Genomic DNA, 18,887 nt, shown 5'->3' with positions numbered 1-18,887 from the left:
ACTGCTGGTATCCCAAACATCAAGTTTAAGCCTGTACAGACTGCTGGTATCCCAAACATCAAGTTTAAGCCTGTACAGACTGCTGGTATCCCAAACATCAAGTTTAAGCCTGTACAAACTGCTGGTATCCCAAACATCAAGTTTAAGCCTGTACAAACTGCTGGTATCCCAAACATCAAGTTTAAGCCTTTACAGACCGCTGGTTTCCCACATATCAAGTACATCAACCAAGCAACGGCTTAATTGAGGATATGACTATGTTTGATTCAATCAAAAAGGCACTTGGTTTTGATAAACCTATTCGTAAAAAAGTACAGTTGCCTGAGGGCTTAAGCCATTTAGAAGTGATCCCAGCTAAAGGTTGGTGGAACTAAGCAAGCGGATAAAAATATTGAGGAGTATGATTATGTTTGATTCACTGATGAAAGCACTTGGATTAGCAAAACCTGCTCGTAAAAAGGTTCAACTGCCGGAAGGACTGAACCATTTAGAAGTTATCCCAGCTAAAGGTTGGTGGAACTATGCAGCTTAGCTAAGTAACTTACTATGTGCTTTACTAAGTACCTCTTAGCAGAAAGGGCTGATTAGTTAAATGACAGAAAAAGGAGCATATGCTCCTTTTTTGTTATCTCAATAAACGTTAACGTCTCAATTTGAGCGCTCACAAAGCGATTGAGGTACCCTGCTTGCCCATAGCTTTACGGTATGCAAGCTGTTTATGAGAGTTAAACAGAGGATAGGCTGCGGGCCCTAATAATGCACCAGCAAACGCCCAACGCCTAACCGGAAGACCAGCTTTAAATGCTGAGTTACCTAAGAAATAGCCCGAACAGATTAATATCAATACCATAGCCAATAGCACTTATCTACACCCCACAACCAATAAGCTCGCCCTTAAAAGGCTGACAACCGATTGCCCATTATATAGACTAAATTAAATGAATGAGAGTGTTTTTTAGGCTATTTGAGTTAAGGCCTGCTTGGGGGCACTAGCTTGAGAACTCAAAATTGAAAGTACTAAATTAAGAGTACTAAATTAAGAGTACTAAATTAAGAGTACTAAATTGATAGTACTAAATTGATAGTGCTCTACATTACGATCTCTAGGTTGAGAGCAACGACTCGAAACAATTGCCCAAAAATAGACTAGTAGAAAATATAAAAGCGGCGCACTTCTCCTTGTAACAGAGATAGTGGCCGCTTTGTAAGGCTATTATGGGGTGTAGCGCTTCAGCCTAACTGAAGAAGCGCGTTCCCTCCTGCGCCATCTGCTTCAGTTTAACAGAGGGCTCAAAACGACTACCATATCTAGACTTGTAATTTTCTAAGATCTTAACTAAGTTAGCAGCGCCTAGCGTATCAATATAATGGAAAGGTCCGCCGAGGAAAGGTGGGAAACCTATACCAAAAATCGCACCAATATCACCATCTCTTGGGCAAGCAATAATGTTCTCCTCTAAGCATCGTACCGCTTCATTTAGCATCTGTACCACACAGCGCTGCGCGACCTCAGTCGCTTCAGTATCAACGCCAGGCTTTAATCCTAGAACCGTATAAACACTTTCATCAACTTGTTTCGCTTTTTTCTTTCCACCATAGAGATAGAAACCTTTACCGTTCTTACGGCCCTTTCTATCGTCGGCTAAAAGCTTATCGAATGCTGCTGGTGCTTTAAATCGTTCACCTAGCTCTTTTTCAAGAATCGGTGAGATTTTAGCACCAACATCAATACCGACTTCATCTAAGAGCGTCATTGGTCCAACGGGGAAACCAAACTTCACCAATGCTTTATCGAGGTGCTCAACGCTCTGTCCTTCTAACAACAGCTGAGCGGCTTCGTTCATATAAAGCGCAAGAATACGGTTTACATAAAAGCCTGCGCCATCTTGAACCACAATCGGTGTTTTACCTTGCTTTTTAGCAAATGCTACTGTAGTTGCAATCGTTTCTGCCGACGTTTTCTCATGGGCAATCACTTCGACTAACGGCATTTTCTCAACCGGCGAGAAATAGTGTAGACCAATAACATTTTCTGGACGGCTAGCCGCCTCAGCAATTTGGCCAATTGGCAAAGAGGAGGTATTTGAAGCAAAAATAGTATGTTCACCACACTCACGCTCTACATCTTTAACCATTTGATGCTTCAGCGCTAAGTCTTCAAAAACAGCCTCGACAACAATATCCGCATCTTTAATGCCTTTATATTCTGTCGTGGTTGTCATCAACGCCATCAAATTATCGCGAACGGCAGGTGTCATATGGCGGCGTTTAACACCTTTGTCTAGCAGTTTGTACGCATATGCCAATGCGTTACTCAGCCCTGTTTCGCTGATATCTTTAACTCGAGCAGGGATCTTAGCCTTAGTTGTCGTCACCGAGGCAATTCCACCACCCATTAGTCCACCACCAAGTACCATGACCTTATTGACTTGCTTAGGCTCTACATCACCGGCGCCAGTCTCTTTTTTCATCTCAGTGGTCGCAAAAAAGATACTACGCAGCGCTTCCGATTCTTTCGACATCACAAGTTCGGCAAAATGACTCGCTTCAACTTCAAGCCCTTTGACCATGCCCTTAGCCATGCCTTGGCGCACACAGTCAATTATTTTTGCCGGAGCGGGATAATTACCTTGGGTCTTTTTCGCGACTTGCTTTGCGGCTTGATCGAAAATAATGTTACGACCAGCACTTGTCCCTTCAAGCATTTTATTCATCAATGACTGTTGCTTTTTCTTCGCAGGGCGTTTGCCCGCTAAAGCCATTTCTACAGCTGTACGCAGTAAAATTGAATCAGGCACCGCATCATCAACCAAGCCCATTTTTAATGCTTGTTTAGGGCGAAGTTGCTTACCGGTTAACATCATATCAAGCGCAGTGGTTACGCCAACCAAACGCGGTAAACGCTGGGTACCGCCGCCGCCAGGAAGTAAACCTAATTGAACTTCAGGTACGCCCATCATGGTTTTTGGGTTAAGTGAACATACTCGCTTATGACAAGCTAAAGCGAGCTCTAAGCCACCACCTAAGCAAGCGCCGTTAATAGCAGCTACAACTGGGATCGATAAACTTTCAAGTTCATTAAATACCACATGGCCCTGCTGAGATAACTGCTTTGCATCTGCTGCAGTTTCACAAGCATCAAGCATAGAAATATCGGCACCAGCAACAAACGAGTCCTTTTTACCCGAGACTAATACCAAGCCTTTAATGTTAACATCAGCTTTGATTTCAGCGAGTACATCACTGATTTCAGGTCCGAATTCACTGCGCAGGGTATTCATGGTTTCGCCTGGTACATCCATAGTTAAAATGGCAATACCGTCATCGCGACGCGTTAAATTAAATGTCTTTTCCATGTGATTAATCCACCTCTACTATCATTGCTGCACCTAAGCCACCCGCAGCACATGCTGTTGCGAGACCCGTTCCACCACCACGTCGTTTAAGCTCATGACAAACTTGCGTCACCAAACGTGTGCCAGTAGCGGCAAATGGATGACCATAAGCTAACGAGCCACCAAGCACGTTAAACTTACTCATGTCGATGTCACCAATCGCACGGTTGCGCCCCAGTTTTTCTGCAGCAAATTTCTTCGAACCGAACATCTGCATATTGGCTAGCGTCTGCGCCGCAAACGCTTCATGCATCTCAATCAAGGTTAAATCTTCAAGTTCCATCCCCGCACGTTTAAGCGCGAGTGGTGTTGCATATGAAGGTCCCATTAGCATGTCTTGCCAAACATCGATGGCTGTAAAAGCATAACTCTTGATATAGCCAATCGGTGTGTAACCTAACGCTTTAGCGCGGCCTTCACTCATCAGCAATACCGCTGATGCGCCGTCTGTTAATGGTGTACTGTTAGCAGCTGTCACTGAGCCGTGTTTACGGTCAAAAGCTGGACGCAGCTTAGCGTAAGACTCAAGGGTTGAGTTCTCACGAATATTATTATCACGGTCGATAAATGACTTATAAGGCGGGACATGTGCTGCCATCACTTCTTCAGCCAATTTACCTGCATTCCAAGTTTCCGTTGCAAGTGTATGTGAACGGTGAGCTAATGCATCTTGGTCGGCGCGGCTGATATTGTAAGTCTTTGCCATTTGCTCCGCAGTTTGCCCCATAGACAAGCCAGTCGAATACTCAGCAACTGCCGGTGGCACTGGCAGTAAATCTTTGAGGCCTAAGCGGCGAAAAATAGCGAGTTTTTGGCCAAAACTGCGTGCTTTATTTAGATCAACTAAAGCGTGAGCCAGTCTTTTTGAGACGCCTATTGGTACTACAGAAGAAGAGTCTGCCCCACCAGCAATACCGATATCCATATTACCCGTCATGATCGACTCGGCCACGTTGACGGTGGATTGAAAACTGGTCGCACAAGCACGTGTGACACTATAAGCATCAGTACTGACATCCATACCGGTGCCTAGCACAATTTCACGAGCAATATTGGGCGCAGCTGGCATTAGCACAACTTGCCCATAAACAAGCTGCTGGATCTCTTTAGGATTAAGCTCTGAACGAGAAAGCAGTTCGTTAACCACCATCTTGCCCATATCTAACGCAGACACCCCATGAAAAGCCGTAGCTTGTTTTGCAAATGGTGTACGTAAACCCGAAACAATCGCGATTCTCTCGCCTCGCGCATTCGTCACCTGTTGTCTATCACTCATTTTTCGCCCTCTTATTCTGCTTGCTAACCTATGGCTGCACGCTTTCTTATATCCTTGAGAAACCTATTTGCCTTCAATTAAACAGGTCTGACCATTTAAAGTGTGATCTGATTCTAACTTCTTACTGAAAAGTTTTAAACACTTGTTTGTTTTTTTGCCTTAAATATATCCAAAACTTTTTAATTAACAAATATTAATGGATAAAAACTCAATAACTGTTGTCTATGTTTTTACTCATTAACGATTAAATGTAGCAAAAAAGGACGTTCTTAAAGGGGACTTTGGTCATGCCAATATGATGACTTATCAGCCTAACGGTAAATTGGCACTAGCCAAACCCTTAAGGAATTTTCTACTATGTCGTTGGTCTATATCTAACTAACTTTAAATAAACCGAGTAGCATCATGCCTTTGAGTCGATTTCACGCGTTACGCGAATACTTAAATACTGTCATTCTAGGACAGCCTATTCTCACCGAGAATCTACTAATTGCATTAATTGCCGATGGGCACCTATTGGTCGAAGGCCCACCAGGCCTTGCCAAGACCCGCGCAGTAAAAGCACTGTGTGATGGCGTCGAAGGGGATTTTCACCGTATTCAATTTACCCCGGATTTGTTACCAGCGGATTTAACCGGTACCGATATTTACCGTGCTCAAACGGCAACCTTTGAATTTGAAGCGGGCCCAATTTTTCATAACCTTATCTTGGCCGATGAGATTAACCGTGCGCCAGCCAAAGTACAGTCAGCTTTATTAGAAGCAATGGCTGAAGGGCAAGTCACAGTGGGTAAGCACAGCTATCAACTGCCAGAACTTTTTTTAGTGATGGCGACACAAAACCCACTAGAAAACGAAGGTACCTATCCGTTACCTGAGGCACAACTAGACCGATTCTTAATGCATTTGAATCTAGATTACCCAAGCGCAGAAACTGAATTTGAGATCATGCGTATGTCTCGTAATGAGGCGCTTAAACAAGAAATGCCCCGCGTTGAGCCCATTATTCAAGCTGATATTTTTGCCGCCAGAGAGCACGCATTACAAATTTATCTCGCTGAGCCACTAGAGAAATACATCGTCGATATCATTATGGCGACACGCAAGCCTGAGGCTTATAGCCAGGAACTTGCCAGCTGGCTTGAATACGGCGTGAGCCCTCGTGCAACCTTATCAATTGAGCGCTGCGCGCGAGCACGTGCCTACCTGTACGAACGAGACTTTGTTTCACCCGAAGATATTCAAGCCGTTGCGCCTAACGTGCTGCGCCACCGCCTGCTATTGAGCTATCAAGCACAAGCTGATGGCGTCAGTGCCGACGATGTGATCAATCATATTCTTTCTCAAGTCGCGGTCCCTTAATGGTCAATACACAGCTGCCATTGTTTAGCGATGGCATTAATATTACTGAAAAAGAGTTACTTGCTTGCCAAAGTCTAGCGAAAGCTTTGCCAGAAAAACGCTCAAAAGCCAAAGCCAGTCTATCAGGCCATCGCGCCAGCTTGATTAAGGGCCGAGGCATGGAGTTTGCGGAGGTGCGTCACTACCAAAGCGGTGATGACGTTCGCACCATTGATTGGCGTGTCACGGCAAGGACTGGCAAAGCGCACACCAAGTTATTTGTTGAAGAGCGCGAACGCCCTGTTCTGCTATTGCTCGATCTTAGCCATAGTCTCTATTTTGGCTCGAGCTTAATGTTGCAATCTGTTCAAGCCGCTCACCTTGCCACGACACTTGGTTGGAGCGCGATATTACACGGTGACCGCTTAGGAGCATTAATTGCCACCGAAGAGGAGCATATCGAGCTTAAACCAAGAAGTCGCCAACAAGGCATATTGCAAGTTATCTCTGCCATAAAAAAACTGCATGAAAATCAACTGAGAAATATTGCTGAGCAAGAACCAGAGCCCGATCATTTAGCTAAAGCTTGTCAAAGATTACGTCGGCTTGCCAAACCAGGTTCATTAATCTGGATAATCTCCGACGGTAGTCATTTTACGCCCGGATGCTTAGCTGCCCTATCGGACTTAAAACGTCACTGTGATATGGGGGCCTTTTTAGTCACCGATCCACTACGTCAAGGCCAATTGTCACTGCCTAAGCACTTTCAGCTGCCTGTGAGAGAGGGTTCAAAAGAGCTCATTATTGACAGAAACAGTTACGAGCAATGGCTAGCTAATCAACAAAATTTACAAAACCAATTTATTGAAATGATGCAAAAGCTTAATGTTGAAACCCGTATTATCGATGCAGGGCAACGCCTTAATCAGCAATTAGGGACGCTTAGATAAATGACCAATCCTGTTAATCCCGCACTTGCCTCGATGCAAGATATTCAAACACCTGTCGAAATAGGCCTCTGGCCATTAGCATACGGTTATTGGCTTGCACTGTTTAGCATCTTGGTGCTTGTTATGCTTGCCTGTGTCTGGCTAATAAAGCGTCGTCAACACCGTGCAGCAAAACGTGCTGCATTGGCTGAACTGGCCACACTCGATATTCACAATCAGCAATATGCCTCAGAGGTTAGCAGCTTGCTAAAGCGGGCCGCCATGAGCTATTGGGCTCGTAGCCAAGTTGCCCAACTCAGTGGTGATGATTGGTATCAGTGGCTTAACGCGCAAGTGACGACTCCTCAAGATGAACTGTGCCGATTACTAGCGACGCGTTTTCAGCCATCAAGCCTCAGCGATAAAGACAAGCAAGCGCTTAAGTTACATGCTCAAAACTGGTTAAAAGCCGCCTTACCGCTTACCAATAAGCAAGGTAAAACACACAATGAAATTAACAACGAGGTAAGCCCATGTTAACGCTTGCCTGGCCATTACTATTGCTACTGTTACCTCTACCGCTCATTTTTAGAAAGAAGCAGCAGACACAACAGCTTGGCGGCCATTTAATTTTGCCCGGTGCCAGCTTACCTAATCAAGTCGCTGCGACCGAAAAAAGCCAGGGTACTCGTAAACGCTATTGGATTGTATGGTGCTTACTCGTGTTAGCCTGCGCCCGCCCTTTATGGGTTGGTGAAGCCATTGAGCTACCCAGTAAAGGCCGTGATCTAATGTTATCGGTCGATCTCTCTGGCAGTATGCAAATAGAGGATATGGTGCTGGACGGTAAAGCCGTTGACCGTTTTACCCTTATTCAACATGTGATCAGTGACTTTATTGAGCGTAGAAAAGGCGACCGAATAGGGCTTATCCTGTTTGCTGACCATGCATATTTGCAATCTCCGTTAACCCAAGATAGACGCACCGTTGCGCAATACTTAAAAGAAGCGCAAATCGGCTTAGTCGGTAAGCAAACCGCTATAGGCGAAGCCATCGCACTTGGGGTGAAACGCTTTGACAAAGTCCTGCAGAGTAATCGCGTCTTAATCTTACTGACTGATGGCTCAAACAACGCTGGAGCAATTTCTCCCGAGCAAGCGACGCAAATCGCCGAGAAAAGAGGGATCACTATTTACACCATAGGAGTGGGTGCAGATGTCATGGAGCGCCGAACCCTATTTGGTAAAGAGAGGGTCAATCCATCAATGGATTTAGACGAATCTCAATTACAGAAAATTGCTAAAACAACCGGTGGCCAATATTTTAGAGCACGCAATACCCAAGAGCTTGAGCAGATCTATCAAGTGATAGATACCCTTGAACCCGTGACTCGAGATCAATTAAGTTATCGACCACAAGCAGAACTATTTTACTGGCCGCTATGTCTGGCGCTGTTAACCTCGATTTTCATATCACTGAGTCAGGTCTCATTGTTTCGAACAAAATCGATTAGAACCAAGTCTAACCCAATCAAAGGAGGACGTTAACCATGCATTTTTTACGTCCTGAATGGTTCCTTGCGCTGATCCCATTAGGCTTGCTACTGCTGTTTTTATATAGAAGTAAAACCGCAAGCTCTAGCTGGAACCATTATATTGCACCACATCTGGCTAAAGTACTGGTTGGTGGTTCGATTAAGAAAAAACACAATAACATTACTTATTTGGCTATCGCATGGCTTATCGCAGTATTTGCATTATCCGGCCCCGCCTTTGAGAAAAAAGCACTGCCGGTATTTGAGTCAGCTCAAGGGCGAGTTATCGTTATGGATATGTCACTGTCGATGTATGCTAATGACCTAGCTCCTAACCGCTTAACTCAAGCAAAGTTTAGAGCAACGGATCTTATCGATGAATTGCCTGACGGTGAAACAGGTTTAATTGCCTATGCAGGTGACGCATTTACCATTAGCCCACTAACGCGAGATAAAGCGACCCTGCTTAACCTTTTACCCACACTAACCCCTAGCATTATGCCAATTAAGGGGTCAAACCTTGAAGCAGCTATCACTCAGGCGCAATCTTTATTAAGTCAGGGTGGGCATGTTCGAGGTGATATTATTTTATTTACTGACGGGATCACTAGTACTCAATTTAAGCGCGCCGAGTCGGTACTAAAAGGCAGTCCATATCGGCTAGCGATTATTGCGTTTGGTAGCCAACAGGGCTCACCGATAAAGCTACCCGATGGTCAGCTATTACGTGATAACGCCAATCAAATTGTTGTCGCTAAAACAGATTATGCCCTGCTAAAAGAGTTAGCGACCGACGCTAACGGCATACTAGTGCCAAGCCGAGCTGACGGTTCGGGGATCACTCAAATAAAGCAATGGCTCGCCACGACACAAGACACCAAAGCCAGTGATCTTGAAGGCGAAACATGGCAGGACTTAGGGCCCTATTTTGCGCTACTACTGCTATTACCTGCCCTACTGAGTTTTAGAAACGGTATGATTGCCACCTTTGCCCTGCTTCTGCTTATCCAGCCCAGTGAGCAAGCCTATGCCAGTGCATGGGACGACCTGTGGCAAACCCAAGATCAGCAAGCCATGCAGGCTTACCAAGCTGATGACTATCAAACTGCTGCAGCGCAATTTGTCGACCCACAATGGCAAGCGAGTGCGCTTTATAAGGCGGGCGAATACGAGCAAGCACTCAGCGCATTTGAGCAAGATAGCTCAGCCAATGGTTTATATAATCAAGGCAATGTCTTAATGCAACTGGGCCAATACGAGCAAGCGCAGCAGCGCTACCAGTCAGCCTTAGATAAGAAACCGCAGTTTGATGCAGCGCAGAGTAACTTAGCGTTAGCTAAAAAGCTCCAACAGCAACAAGAACAACAAAATAGTGATCAGCCTGAGCAGCAACCAAAAGATGACCAGTCGCAACAAGACCCATCTCAACAAGACAAGTCACAAGATGGCCAATCAGACAGTGAGCAATCCAAAGATGAGCAATCCAAAGATGAGCAATCCAAAGATGAGCAATCCAAAGATGAGCAATCCAAAGATGAGCAATCTAGTGATAATCAACCACAAGACAGCCAATCTCAAGAGCAACAGTCACAGCAGTCTGAGGATAAAGGTGAGCAAAGTTCACCTTCTCAACAAGAACAAGATCAGCAAGCGTCTGAACAACAAACCTCGAATCAAACTAAGGCTGATAACGATGCTGAGATGCAGGCTGAGGCTGAGGCTGAGGCAGACTCAATAACACAAAACGCTGAGGCAGATAAAGCGCAAGAGCAACAAGATCAATCAGCAAAAGCAGAGGCACAGGCCAATCAAGACGCTGGCCAGCCAGAAGCAGGATCGGAGCAAGCAGTTGCAAGCACAATCGTAACGGATGAGCCTTTACCACCAGAAATGGAACGAGCTCTTCGTGCAATCGCTGATGATCCCCAAGTCTTACTGCGTAATAAAATGCAACTTGAATACCAGAAACGTCGCCAACAAGGCATCAATTCTAAGGAAATCGAACAGTGGTAATACGGCATATTTTTCTTTTAGCGATCATCGCCATTACAACCGCTTTTCCAGCGAGCGCGATAACCCAACTGCAAGCCTCTGTTGACCGTAATCCGGTGATGGAAGGAGAGACCTTGGTACTGACTGTAACTGCTGATGACGATCTCAACAGTGGCAAACTCGATACCTCATCACTGCTGAAAGACTTTATTGTTGGCCGAACCAGTATCAGCCGCAGTAAAAAAATCATGAACTTTGATGCCAGTAACGAAACGCGTTGGCAGGTACTGCTTTCACCTAAAAACAGCGGAAACCTAGTCATTCCTGCATTTAATATCGAGGGTATTAGCTCTAACCCCATCTCTTTATCTGTATTGAAAACAGGCTCTCAGCCCCAACAGATGCAAGATATCTTTATGCGAGCAAATATCTCTAGCGATGAGGCCTATGTAGGCCAAATGCTAACGTATAAGGTGAAGCTCTATTTAGCGCTAGAGCTACAACGTGGCGTGCTAAATGCCCCTGATCTTGAAGGTGCACAAATAAAGCAGCTTGGAGAAGATAAAGACAGCACTGAAATTGTTAATGGTCGTCGTTATCGGGTGATTGAACGCAATTATGCCATTATTGCCGACCAACCTGGTGAGCTGACCATTACAGGCGCCAGTTTCTCGGGTGACGTGCTAGTCCAATCAAGACAGAGCGGTGCCATGTTCTCATTTAATGAAAGCCGACCAACACAAACTCAAGCACCTAAAATGACGGTGCTGATCAACCCTATGCCAGCGGATTATCATGGTGAATGGTTGGTCTCTGATCTCGTGGTATTAAAAGAGGATTGGCCTGAGACTGCAACTGAATATAATGTTGGTGAGCCAATTACTCGCACCATCACCTTGCTCGCATCAAATACCGATGAAACGAGTTTACCAGACATTGTCATGCTAACCCCGAAGGCACTGAAAACCTACCCAGAAAAAGCGCAGCGCAATACGTTCCTTCGCGACAACCAAATGGTGTCTCAACTCACTCAGACCACTGCGATTGTAGCGACAAGTCCAGGTACTTACACCCTGCCTGAAATTACAGTGCCATGGTGGAATCCACACCTCAACAAACAGCAGTTTGCCACCTTGCCTGCCCGCACGATTGTCGTAAAAGGTGATACTGCTATGGCGCCTATTGAGCAGCAAGTGATACAAACGCCGACCAATAATAGCAGTAGTGGGTTTTGGCCTTGGTTATCTCTAGCCTTAGGTACCCTTTGGCTTATAACACTTGCACTGTGGCTTAACGCCCGTAAAAATCGGAGCGAACATGCCGACACAGACGCTAAGCCAATCATCGCGAAACCAAGCAATACCTTATCTGCTCTGCAAGCAGCCTGCCGCGCAAAAGATGCCACTCAAGTCCTAAACGGCCTTACTCGCTATTACACTGAGTTATATCGACAGCCAATGTCTCTAAGTCAAATTTCGATGACTGACTCTGTGATAGCTAACGCGATTGAACAAATGCAGCGAGCTGCATACAGCCCGAGCAAACTCACTAACAATATCGATTTTGCCCAGCTGTTATCCGTTGTCAGAAAAGCAGCACCGAATACTCAAGCTAAATCATCGGCGTTAGTCAAGCTCAACCCCAGTTAAATCGATTGGGTAACTGACTCCTTAAAAAGACGCTTATATATAAGCGTCTTATTGTTTTTAGCCCTAATGCTATGTCCTCATAGCTTGCTTTTACACCGTTACACATAACCATTTACACCGCTAAACTTAACCATTGGTATTCCAACTTGAACGAGGTTAAGCTGTGTTTTATTGATCCAGTTAGAAAAAATAAAAATGTTTGAGAGTTGGCGAAACAAAAAGTCGAAGTCCACGGTCTCTTCAGACATGGTTAGTAAACAACGACGATACGATAGCCTTGTCAGGGCACTTCATGCCGATATTTACCGTTTCGCCTACTGGCTATGCGGCGATAAACATATCGCAGAAGATATCACCCAAGAAACGTTTCTCCGTGCTTGGCGATCTCTTGACTCTTTAAAAGATGAGAAAGCCGCTAAAGCTTGGTTGATCACTATTTTACGTCGAGAAAACGCTCGCCGTTTTGAGCGTAAGCAGTTTAATTACTCCGATATAGAACAAGAATTTATTGAAGATACTTTTTCGGGCAGTACCGAAGAACATGTAGAACAACATTTAATACAGCGACAAATTTCTAAGTTAGAACTTGAATATCGAGAACCACTATTACTACAAGTTATTGGTGGCTTTAGTGGTGAAGAGATCGCAAAAATCCTCGACTTGAATAGAAATACCGTTATGACACGTTTATTTAGAGCGAGAAATCAGCTGAAAGATGTACTTGAACAACCAAAACACAGGGGTCAATCCAATGGATGAGCTTACGTTTCGTCGCCAGGCCTACAGTGAACCCAATAACCAAGATCCTGACTTTCTCGATGCTGCGATGGAGTCAGTAGAAAGGGAGGCCTTTTTAAACGATCTAAAAGGGTTAGACAATAAAATCGAGCGAGCATTAAGCATCGATGTTCCCGATGATCTAGCGGCAAAGTTACTGTTAAGACAACAGCTACAACATCATCACTCACAGCGCCGCAAAACCGGTTTTGCCTTTGCACTGGTGGCTTCGGTCGCATTTTTAGCGGGCATGACGTTTACGTTAATGAGAATGGGGCCCGTAGATCTTAGTCAACACGCCTTAGCCCATGTGCATCATGAAGATAAAGCCCTGCGTATTGATCAAAATGTACAGTTTCAAGATGTAAACTTTCAACTTGCTTCTCTTGGCGGGCAAAACGATATGAGGTTTACCCAGCAACCGGGTAAAGTCTTTTACAGCACTTACTGTGACTTTCAAGGTGTACAAAGCCTTCATTTAGTCATGCAAGGTGAACAAGGTAAAGTGACCCTGTTTATCGTACCGCTAGAAGATCGCATGGTGCTTGAAGAAGCCTTTGCTGATAACAAATACAAAGGAATGGGCTTTGCGACAGACAACGCATACATGTTACTCGTCGGTGAACAAAGCCAAGATCTTAATTACGTTAAAAACGAAATTAAGCAAACTTTCATCTAAATCTCTTCACAACCAATGATGCTCAAAGTGCATCATTGGTTAGATCTTCATCACATATCCCTCCTTTATTGAGCCTTAGCTCATAAATCTGCTAGCATAGCGCCCACATAAATAGAAAAGAAAAGAAGCGTGAACCACACATGACAATTGAATTACCCGTTTTAATTACTTTTATCGCCTATCTCGCTTTGATGATGGGCATAGGTTTATGGGCTTATAGAGCAACAGATTCTGTAGACGATTATATTTTAGGTGGCCGCGGTATGGGCCCTGCTGTAACTGCACTCAGTGTGGGTGCATCCGATATGTCTGGCTGGCTACTTCTTGGCTTACCTGGCGCGGTCTATCTAGGCGGATTAGGGGAAGCCTGGATTGGCATCGGTTTAGTTTTTGGTGCTTGGCTCAATTGGCTATTTGTCGCGAGACGTTTGCGTGTTTATACGCAATTTACTGATAACGCCCTCACGCTACCTGACTTTTTTGAAAAACGTTTCGAAGATAAGCAAGGCACATTAAAGCTGGTTTCAGCTATTACTATCTTAGTATTCTTTACCTTCTATGCTTCATCAGGCATGGTTGGCGGCGCCATTTTATTTGAAAAAGTATTTGGGCTCGATTACACCTTAGCGCTGCTGATCGGCTCTACCATTATCGTAAGCTATACCTTCATTGGTGGATTTTTAGCCGTTAGCTGGACTGACTTTGCCCAGGGCTGCTTAATGCTGGTTGCGCTCCTAATCGTTCCGGTGGCCATTTTTAGCCTTCCTGAAACACAAGTTGGTCTAGAGAACATCGATCCCGCTATGTTGTCTTTGTTTAATGAAAATACCACTTTTATTGGCTTTATATCGCTAATAGCATGGGGACTTGGCTATTTTGGTCAACCACATATTCTTTCGCGCTTTATGGCTATCGCGTCGCCTGATGATATTCCTGTATCACGCCGCATCGCAATGAGCTGGATGCTACTAGCATTATTAGGTGCTTTAGCAACTGGTATTGCAGGTAGTCTTTACTTTGCGGCCGAGCCATTATCAAATCCTGAAACGGTATTCATTCACCTCGCGCACGCCGCCTTTAACCCATGGATTGGTGGTTTACTTATTGCCGCTATCTTGTCGGCGATTATGAGTACTATCGACTCGCAGCTTCTAGTGTGCTCTAGTGTTGTCACTGAAGATTTCTATAAAAAATGGTTACGTCCTCAAGCGCAAAGCAAAGAGCTTATGTTAGTCGGTCGTATTGGCGTATTGGCCATTGCTGTTATTGCAGGTATTGTTGCCCTTAATCCAGATAGTAGCGTGCTTGGTCTTGTGAGCTATGCATGGGCCGGTTTTGGAGCCGCATTTGGTCCTGTTGTATTACTTTCACTATTTTGGCGTAACTATAGCCGCAATGGCGCTATCGCTACCATCATTGTTGGCGCGCTTACCGTTGTGATTTGGAAGCAACTCACTGGCAGCATTTTCGACATCTATGAAATTCTACCTGGATTTATTTTAGCCACACTTGCAGGTGTACTCGTCAGTAAAATGCAAAGCCCTTCAGAGGCTATTAAACAGCAGTTCGATAGCTTCGAAGCTAAGCTATCGCAGCAATAGCGAACTAAAGCAGATAAAAAGCGTACACTTGTACGCTTTTTTTATTTTTATCAACAACCTCCTAAACACCCCACCCGTTACATTCCATTAACGCACAATCAAACCAACTCATATGCCCAAGCCTATGCTAGCTATACTTTCTATAGCCAGTTTCAATTGCGCTGTTAATTTAACCGCCATAAAAACGCGCAACAATTAACTAATAATCAACAATAAAACGATTCTGGTCGGAGTTGTTAGCTTGCTCACATCTCCCTACTATGCACTGGTCTAATAAGTGGATCTTGCCGCTAATCATGAATTAGCCCCCAATAAGCAAGACCAAAATATAATAGAGATGATAATAATGAAGAATTTCAACAAGACTCTTATTGCTGTATCAGTAGCTCTAGTAAGCACTCAAACAATGGCTGCGGGCTTCCAAATTAACGCCCAATCGGCAACAGGTGTTGGCCGTGCATTCGCCGGTGACGCAGTGATAGCCGATAACGCATCAGTACTTTCACGTAACCCAGCAGCTATGGCATTGTTTGATGAGAAACAACTTTCAATGGGCTTAACTTATGCTGACGTACAAGTTGAAGTTCAAGATGTATTTGTTAACTCAAACCTAGGTGAACTCCATTACGGCAGCATAGATGATGGTGCCGAAGCGAAAATAATTCCGAACTTTTACTATGTTAGCCCAGTAAACGATAAATTCGCTTACGGTGTTGCTATGTTCAGTAACTTCGGTACAGGTACCGATACTACCGATTTGTCAAACAACATCGTTGCAGGTGCAATACCCGCTCCTATTGATCTGCTTGGTAAGACTGAAGTGACAACTATCAACTTCAATCTAAGCGCATCATACCGCATCAACGATAACTTGAGTGTGGGAGCAGGTCTTGATGTGATCTATGGCTCTGGCACGTTAACGCGTGGTGGTGCAATGCCAACACCTGAAGGACCACAACATTTAGAGCTCGTTGATGTAGATGCAGAAGGTATCGCTTTTGGTGGTATTGTCGGCGCTGTATATGAAATCAATGCAGACAACCGTTTTGGTATGAGCTACCGCTTCAGCCCAGAGTTCAGCGCCGACGGTACTGTGATATTCGCTGGCACGCACTACGAAGAGATCAACATTCCGCTTCCAGATATTTTCCAAGTTGCAGGTTTCCATCAGCTAACAGAAAAGTTTGCATTGCATTACACAGCGCAGATGACCACTTGGGGAGATTTCCACGAAATCACTGTTACCGATCCTTCTGAAGCTCAACTAAAAAAATATGCTTGGGATGACTCTTGGTTATTCAGTGTTGGTGGTACATATACTCTAACTGACACATGGACACTGCGTGCTGGTTACATGTTTGACCAAGGCGTAGTCGGTGAAGTCAGCTCAATCTCTATTCCAGATTCAGACCGTCAGTGGTACACAATGGGCGCGACTTACAACCTCTCTAAAAACACCAGTTTAGACTTTGGTATTGCATTTGTTCGCGGTGAAGAAACCAACCTTACAGAACAAAGCTCTGTATTAGGCTTAGTAGGTAACCTAAACCCAGCTCTAGGCGATGATTTAAGTACTGTACATGCGACAACTACATCAAACGCAACGTACTACTCTATCCAGTACAACTACAAGTTCTAAGCTAAACACTTAACAGTAAAACTGCTTGTGTTTTAAAAGCCGCATATTAATGCGGCTTTTTTATTGCCTTTAGTCTATCGCCCTGAGTTCTGATGAATCCCATATACTGATGAAAACTTATTCATTGTCTTAACCAGCTATTCCCTGCTAACTTAACAGTACTGGCAATCACTCTGAGTACTTTATGTCTAAGCACAACGCCCTACCCGCCCTTATTCTTGGTGGTTTACTCTGCTTTGGCCTGATAATGTCAGCGAGTACCGTTGGCGATAAACTGATTAAGATGAAAGCGATGGATCGAACGGTCACCGTAAAAGGCTTAGCCGAAAAAGAGGTGCGAGCAAACATTGCTATTTGGCCAATTCGATTCAGTGAGGTCGATAACAATCTCAATGACCTTTACCAGACAGTGCAGAGCAAAACGAACAAGGTCGTCGAATTCTTACAGCAGCAAGGCTTTAGTGACAGTGAAATAACCGTTGCGCTACCTGCAATTGAAGACAGACAAGCCCAAGGTTATGTCGATCCAAATGTTAAATACCGTTACGCCGCTAAAATATCTATTTCTTTATATACTGACAAAGTCGATTTACTGCTTAAAACCCGCACTAATATGTTGAGCCTAGTTAAAGACGGCATTGCCATTTCCGATCAAGACTACAATAGTAAAGCGCAGTTTTTGTTTACAGAGCTAAACAGAGTCAAACCAGAAATGATTCAATCTGCCACTCAAAATGCACGCCAAGTCGCAGAAAAATTTGCCAAGGACTCTAATTCCAAGCTAGGTAAAATTAAAAAAGCGACGCAAGGACAATTTAGTATTAACGACAGAGACAGCAATACTCCCTACATCAAAAAAATCCGTATCGTGTCAACATTGACCTACTACCTTAACGATTAAGTTAGCAAGCTGAAAAACATCCATCGCATTTTTCTAATGAATAGTTATTGCAGTTAGCCACCTCTTCCATTAGAATTATTGCATGGATTGATTTTGACGTATAATAATTATGAAAAAAACACTATTGGGTTATCTCTTATTAGGCTCTATCCCCTTCATCAGCATCCCTGCAGCAGCTGAAAGTAAGCAGCTCGAGTCTATAACGGTGGCAGCAAAGAGCTATGCTAATTGGGTATCTCTTGACGCAATTGTGGAGCCAACTCAATCCGCGACCGTCTCAGCCCAAACTTCTGGTCGAATTATCAATCTTAACTATGATATTAATGATTTCGTACCTGAAGGCGCGGCTTTACTCGAGATCACCAATAAAGAGCAAGGTGCACAACTTGCTGCTGCCGAAGCTGATTACGCCAAAGCCAATGCACTTAACACAGAAGCTCAACTGCAGCTTGAACGCTATCAACAGCTATTCCCCAAAGGCGCCATTTCAAAAGGGGAAATGGATGAAGCAGAGGCCAATGCCAAATCAACCAAACAGGCGGTTAGCGCGGCTAAAGCACAAATAACTCAAGCAACAGAGTCGTTAAAATACACGATTGTTAGCGCACCTTTTTCAGGCGTTGTAACCCAAAGACATGTAGAGCAAGGTGAAACCGTCAGTCCTGGACAGCCACTCTACTCTGGCTACTCAGTCAACCAAATGCGCGCCGTCACCCAAGTTCCTCAACGTTATATCGAAGCACTAAAACAGCAGCCCGTGTTCAAGTTAACCTTAGATAACGGCCAACAGTTCGACGTAGATACCCCGACTCTGTTCAGTTTTGTTGACCCTCAAAGTCGCAGCTACAAAGTGCGTATACCACTGCCTCAAAACACTCAGGGCGCATTCCCAGGAAGCCTTATCAAAGCGCAGTTTATCAGTGGCAGTCGACAGGCTATTTTCATTCCTCAATCGGCATTACTGACTATGAATGAGCTCAGTGCCGTTTATATTCAGCAAAATGACACCTGGGTACTCAATCAAGTGAGGTTGGGCCAGACCGATAACGCAATGGTTGAGATCCTTGCGGGCTTATCCGATGGCGATATTGTCGCAAAAGATGCCTATCAGGCACTACTAATGCTTAAGCAAAGTCATAAACCATAAAACCTAATCGAATCTAGCCGAAGAGCT

The 18,887-nt window shown here is 44.5% G+C and carries 16 protein-coding genes and 1 pseudogene; 14 read left to right on the top strand and 3 right to left on the bottom strand.

The window, feature by feature from the left end; genetic code table 11:
- Positions 1-243: pseudogene (locus ACVBJC_RS13555) on the top strand (hypothetical protein); the annotation flags it as partial.
- Between the two features lie 163 nt (positions 244-406).
- Positions 407-532, top strand: a complete 126-nt coding sequence (locus tag ACVBJC_RS13550; RefSeq protein ID WP_447161299.1) for a hypothetical protein — start codon at positions 407-409, stop codon at positions 530-532.
- Positions 533-661: 129 nt separating this feature from the next.
- Here ACVBJC_RS13550 and ACVBJC_RS13545 read toward each other — a convergent pair whose 3' ends face one another.
- The 3 genes from ACVBJC_RS13545 to fadI form a co-directional block, all read right to left on the bottom strand.
- The gene (locus ACVBJC_RS13545; protein ID WP_447161298.1) at positions 662-850 is read right to left on the bottom strand and encodes a hypothetical protein; all 189 of its coding nucleotides are present in this window, start codon (positions 848-850) and stop codon (positions 662-664) included.
- 385 nt (positions 851-1,235) lie between these two features.
- Entirely contained in the window at positions 1,236-3,356 is a 2,121-nt protein-coding gene (gene fadJ / locus ACVBJC_RS13540; RefSeq protein WP_447161297.1) for a fatty acid oxidation complex subunit alpha FadJ, read from the bottom strand.
- A 4-nt stretch (positions 3,357-3,360) separates the two neighbouring features.
- A complete protein-coding gene (gene fadI / locus ACVBJC_RS13535; protein WP_447161296.1) occupies positions 3,361-4,671 on the bottom strand; it encodes an acetyl-CoA C-acyltransferase FadI in 1,311 nt (436 codons plus the stop codon).
- A gap of 405 nt (positions 4,672-5,076) precedes the next feature.
- Between fadI and ACVBJC_RS13530 the strand changes: the two genes are divergently transcribed.
- From ACVBJC_RS13530 to ACVBJC_RS13475, 12 genes are all read left to right on the top strand, one after another.
- Positions 5,077-6,033 carry an AAA family ATPase gene (locus tag ACVBJC_RS13530; RefSeq protein ID WP_447161295.1) on the top strand — a complete coding sequence of 319 codons (957 nt, stop codon included), beginning with the start codon at positions 5,077-5,079 and terminating at the stop codon, positions 6,031-6,033.
- Positions 6,033-6,962, top strand: coding sequence for a DUF58 domain-containing protein (locus ACVBJC_RS13525; RefSeq protein WP_447161294.1), 930 nt, complete (start codon positions 6,033-6,035; stop codon positions 6,960-6,962). Before ACVBJC_RS13530 ends, ACVBJC_RS13525 begins: the two co-directional genes overlap by 1 nt.
- On the top strand, positions 6,963-7,481 hold the full coding sequence (locus ACVBJC_RS13520) for a DUF4381 domain-containing protein (RefSeq protein ID WP_447161293.1): 519 nt from the start codon (positions 6,963-6,965) through the stop codon (positions 7,479-7,481). It begins immediately after the preceding gene.
- Positions 7,475-8,488 carry a vWA domain-containing protein gene (locus tag ACVBJC_RS13515; protein WP_447161292.1) on the top strand — a complete coding sequence of 338 codons (1,014 nt, stop codon included), beginning with the start codon at positions 7,475-7,477 and terminating at the stop codon, positions 8,486-8,488. Before ACVBJC_RS13520 ends, ACVBJC_RS13515 begins: the two co-directional genes overlap by 7 nt.
- Positions 8,489-8,490: 2 nt before the next feature.
- Complete coding sequence (locus tag ACVBJC_RS13510) at positions 8,491-10,488, top strand: VWA domain-containing protein (RefSeq protein WP_447161291.1); 1,998 nt, start codon at positions 8,491-8,493, stop codon at positions 10,486-10,488.
- Positions 10,482-12,116 carry a BatD family protein gene (locus ACVBJC_RS13505; protein ID WP_447161290.1) on the top strand — a complete coding sequence of 545 codons (1,635 nt, stop codon included), beginning with the start codon at positions 10,482-10,484 and terminating at the stop codon, positions 12,114-12,116. The genes ACVBJC_RS13510 and ACVBJC_RS13505 overlap by 7 nt, the downstream gene beginning before the upstream one ends.
- A gap of 195 nt (positions 12,117-12,311) precedes the next feature.
- Entirely contained in the window at positions 12,312-12,875 is a 564-nt protein-coding gene (locus ACVBJC_RS13500; protein ID WP_447161289.1) for a sigma-70 family RNA polymerase sigma factor, read from the top strand.
- Entirely contained in the window at positions 12,868-13,572 is a 705-nt protein-coding gene (locus tag ACVBJC_RS13495; RefSeq protein WP_447161288.1) for a DUF3379 domain-containing protein, read from the top strand. The genes ACVBJC_RS13500 and ACVBJC_RS13495 overlap by 8 nt, the downstream gene beginning before the upstream one ends.
- A gap of 140 nt (positions 13,573-13,712) precedes the next feature.
- Entirely contained in the window at positions 13,713-15,173 is a 1,461-nt protein-coding gene (putP, locus tag ACVBJC_RS13490) for a sodium/proline symporter PutP (protein ID WP_447161287.1), read from the top strand.
- Between the two features lie 346 nt (positions 15,174-15,519).
- Complete coding sequence (locus ACVBJC_RS13485) at positions 15,520-16,812, top strand: OmpP1/FadL family transporter (RefSeq protein WP_447161286.1); 1,293 nt, start codon at positions 15,520-15,522, stop codon at positions 16,810-16,812.
- A 184-nt stretch (positions 16,813-16,996) separates the two neighbouring features.
- A complete protein-coding gene (locus ACVBJC_RS13480) occupies positions 16,997-17,713 on the top strand; it encodes an SIMPL domain-containing protein (protein ID WP_447161285.1) in 717 nt (238 codons plus the stop codon).
- Between the two features lie 109 nt (positions 17,714-17,822).
- Complete coding sequence (locus ACVBJC_RS13475) at positions 17,823-18,860, top strand: efflux RND transporter periplasmic adaptor subunit (RefSeq protein ID WP_447161284.1); 1,038 nt, start codon at positions 17,823-17,825, stop codon at positions 18,858-18,860.
- Positions 18,861-18,887: the final 27 nt, after the last annotated feature.

The sequence above is a fragment of the Shewanella sp. 0m-6 genome, from assembly GCF_052977325.1.
Note: the sequence above shows the minus strand (reverse complement) of the source record. Positions and strands in the feature narration are given on the sequence as shown.

Coding starts and splice junctions, on each gene's coding strand:
- ACVBJC_RS13545 (WP_447161298.1), bottom strand. CDS start 850: ATGGTATTGATATTAATCTGTTCGGGCTATTTCTTAGGTAACTCAGCA.
- fadJ (WP_447161297.1), bottom strand. CDS start 3,356: ATGGAAAAGACATTTAATTTAACGCGTCGCGATGACGGTATTGCCATT.
- fadI (WP_447161296.1), bottom strand. CDS start 4,671: ATGAGTGATAGACAACAGGTGACGAATGCGCGAGGCGAGAGAATCGCG.
- ACVBJC_RS13520 (WP_447161293.1), top strand. CDS start 6,963: ATGACCAATCCTGTTAATCCCGCACTTGCCTCGATGCAAGATATTCAA.
- ACVBJC_RS13525 (WP_447161294.1), top strand. CDS start 6,033: ATGGTCAATACACAGCTGCCATTGTTTAGCGATGGCATTAATATTACT.
- ACVBJC_RS13510 (WP_447161291.1), top strand. CDS start 8,491: ATGCATTTTTTACGTCCTGAATGGTTCCTTGCGCTGATCCCATTAGGC.
- ACVBJC_RS13550 (WP_447161299.1), top strand. CDS start 407: ATGTTTGATTCACTGATGAAAGCACTTGGATTAGCAAAACCTGCTCGT.
- ACVBJC_RS13530 (WP_447161295.1), top strand. CDS start 5,077: ATGCCTTTGAGTCGATTTCACGCGTTACGCGAATACTTAAATACTGTC.
- ACVBJC_RS13475 (WP_447161284.1), top strand. CDS start 17,823: ATGAAAAAAACACTATTGGGTTATCTCTTATTAGGCTCTATCCCCTTC.
- ACVBJC_RS13515 (WP_447161292.1), top strand. CDS start 7,475: ATGTTAACGCTTGCCTGGCCATTACTATTGCTACTGTTACCTCTACCG.
- ACVBJC_RS13500 (WP_447161289.1), top strand. CDS start 12,312: ATGTTTGAGAGTTGGCGAAACAAAAAGTCGAAGTCCACGGTCTCTTCA.
- ACVBJC_RS13480 (WP_447161285.1), top strand. CDS start 16,997: ATGTCTAAGCACAACGCCCTACCCGCCCTTATTCTTGGTGGTTTACTC.
- ACVBJC_RS13485 (WP_447161286.1), top strand. CDS start 15,520: ATGAAGAATTTCAACAAGACTCTTATTGCTGTATCAGTAGCTCTAGTA.
- putP (WP_447161287.1), top strand. CDS start 13,713: ATGACAATTGAATTACCCGTTTTAATTACTTTTATCGCCTATCTCGCT.
- ACVBJC_RS13495 (WP_447161288.1), top strand. CDS start 12,868: ATGGATGAGCTTACGTTTCGTCGCCAGGCCTACAGTGAACCCAATAAC.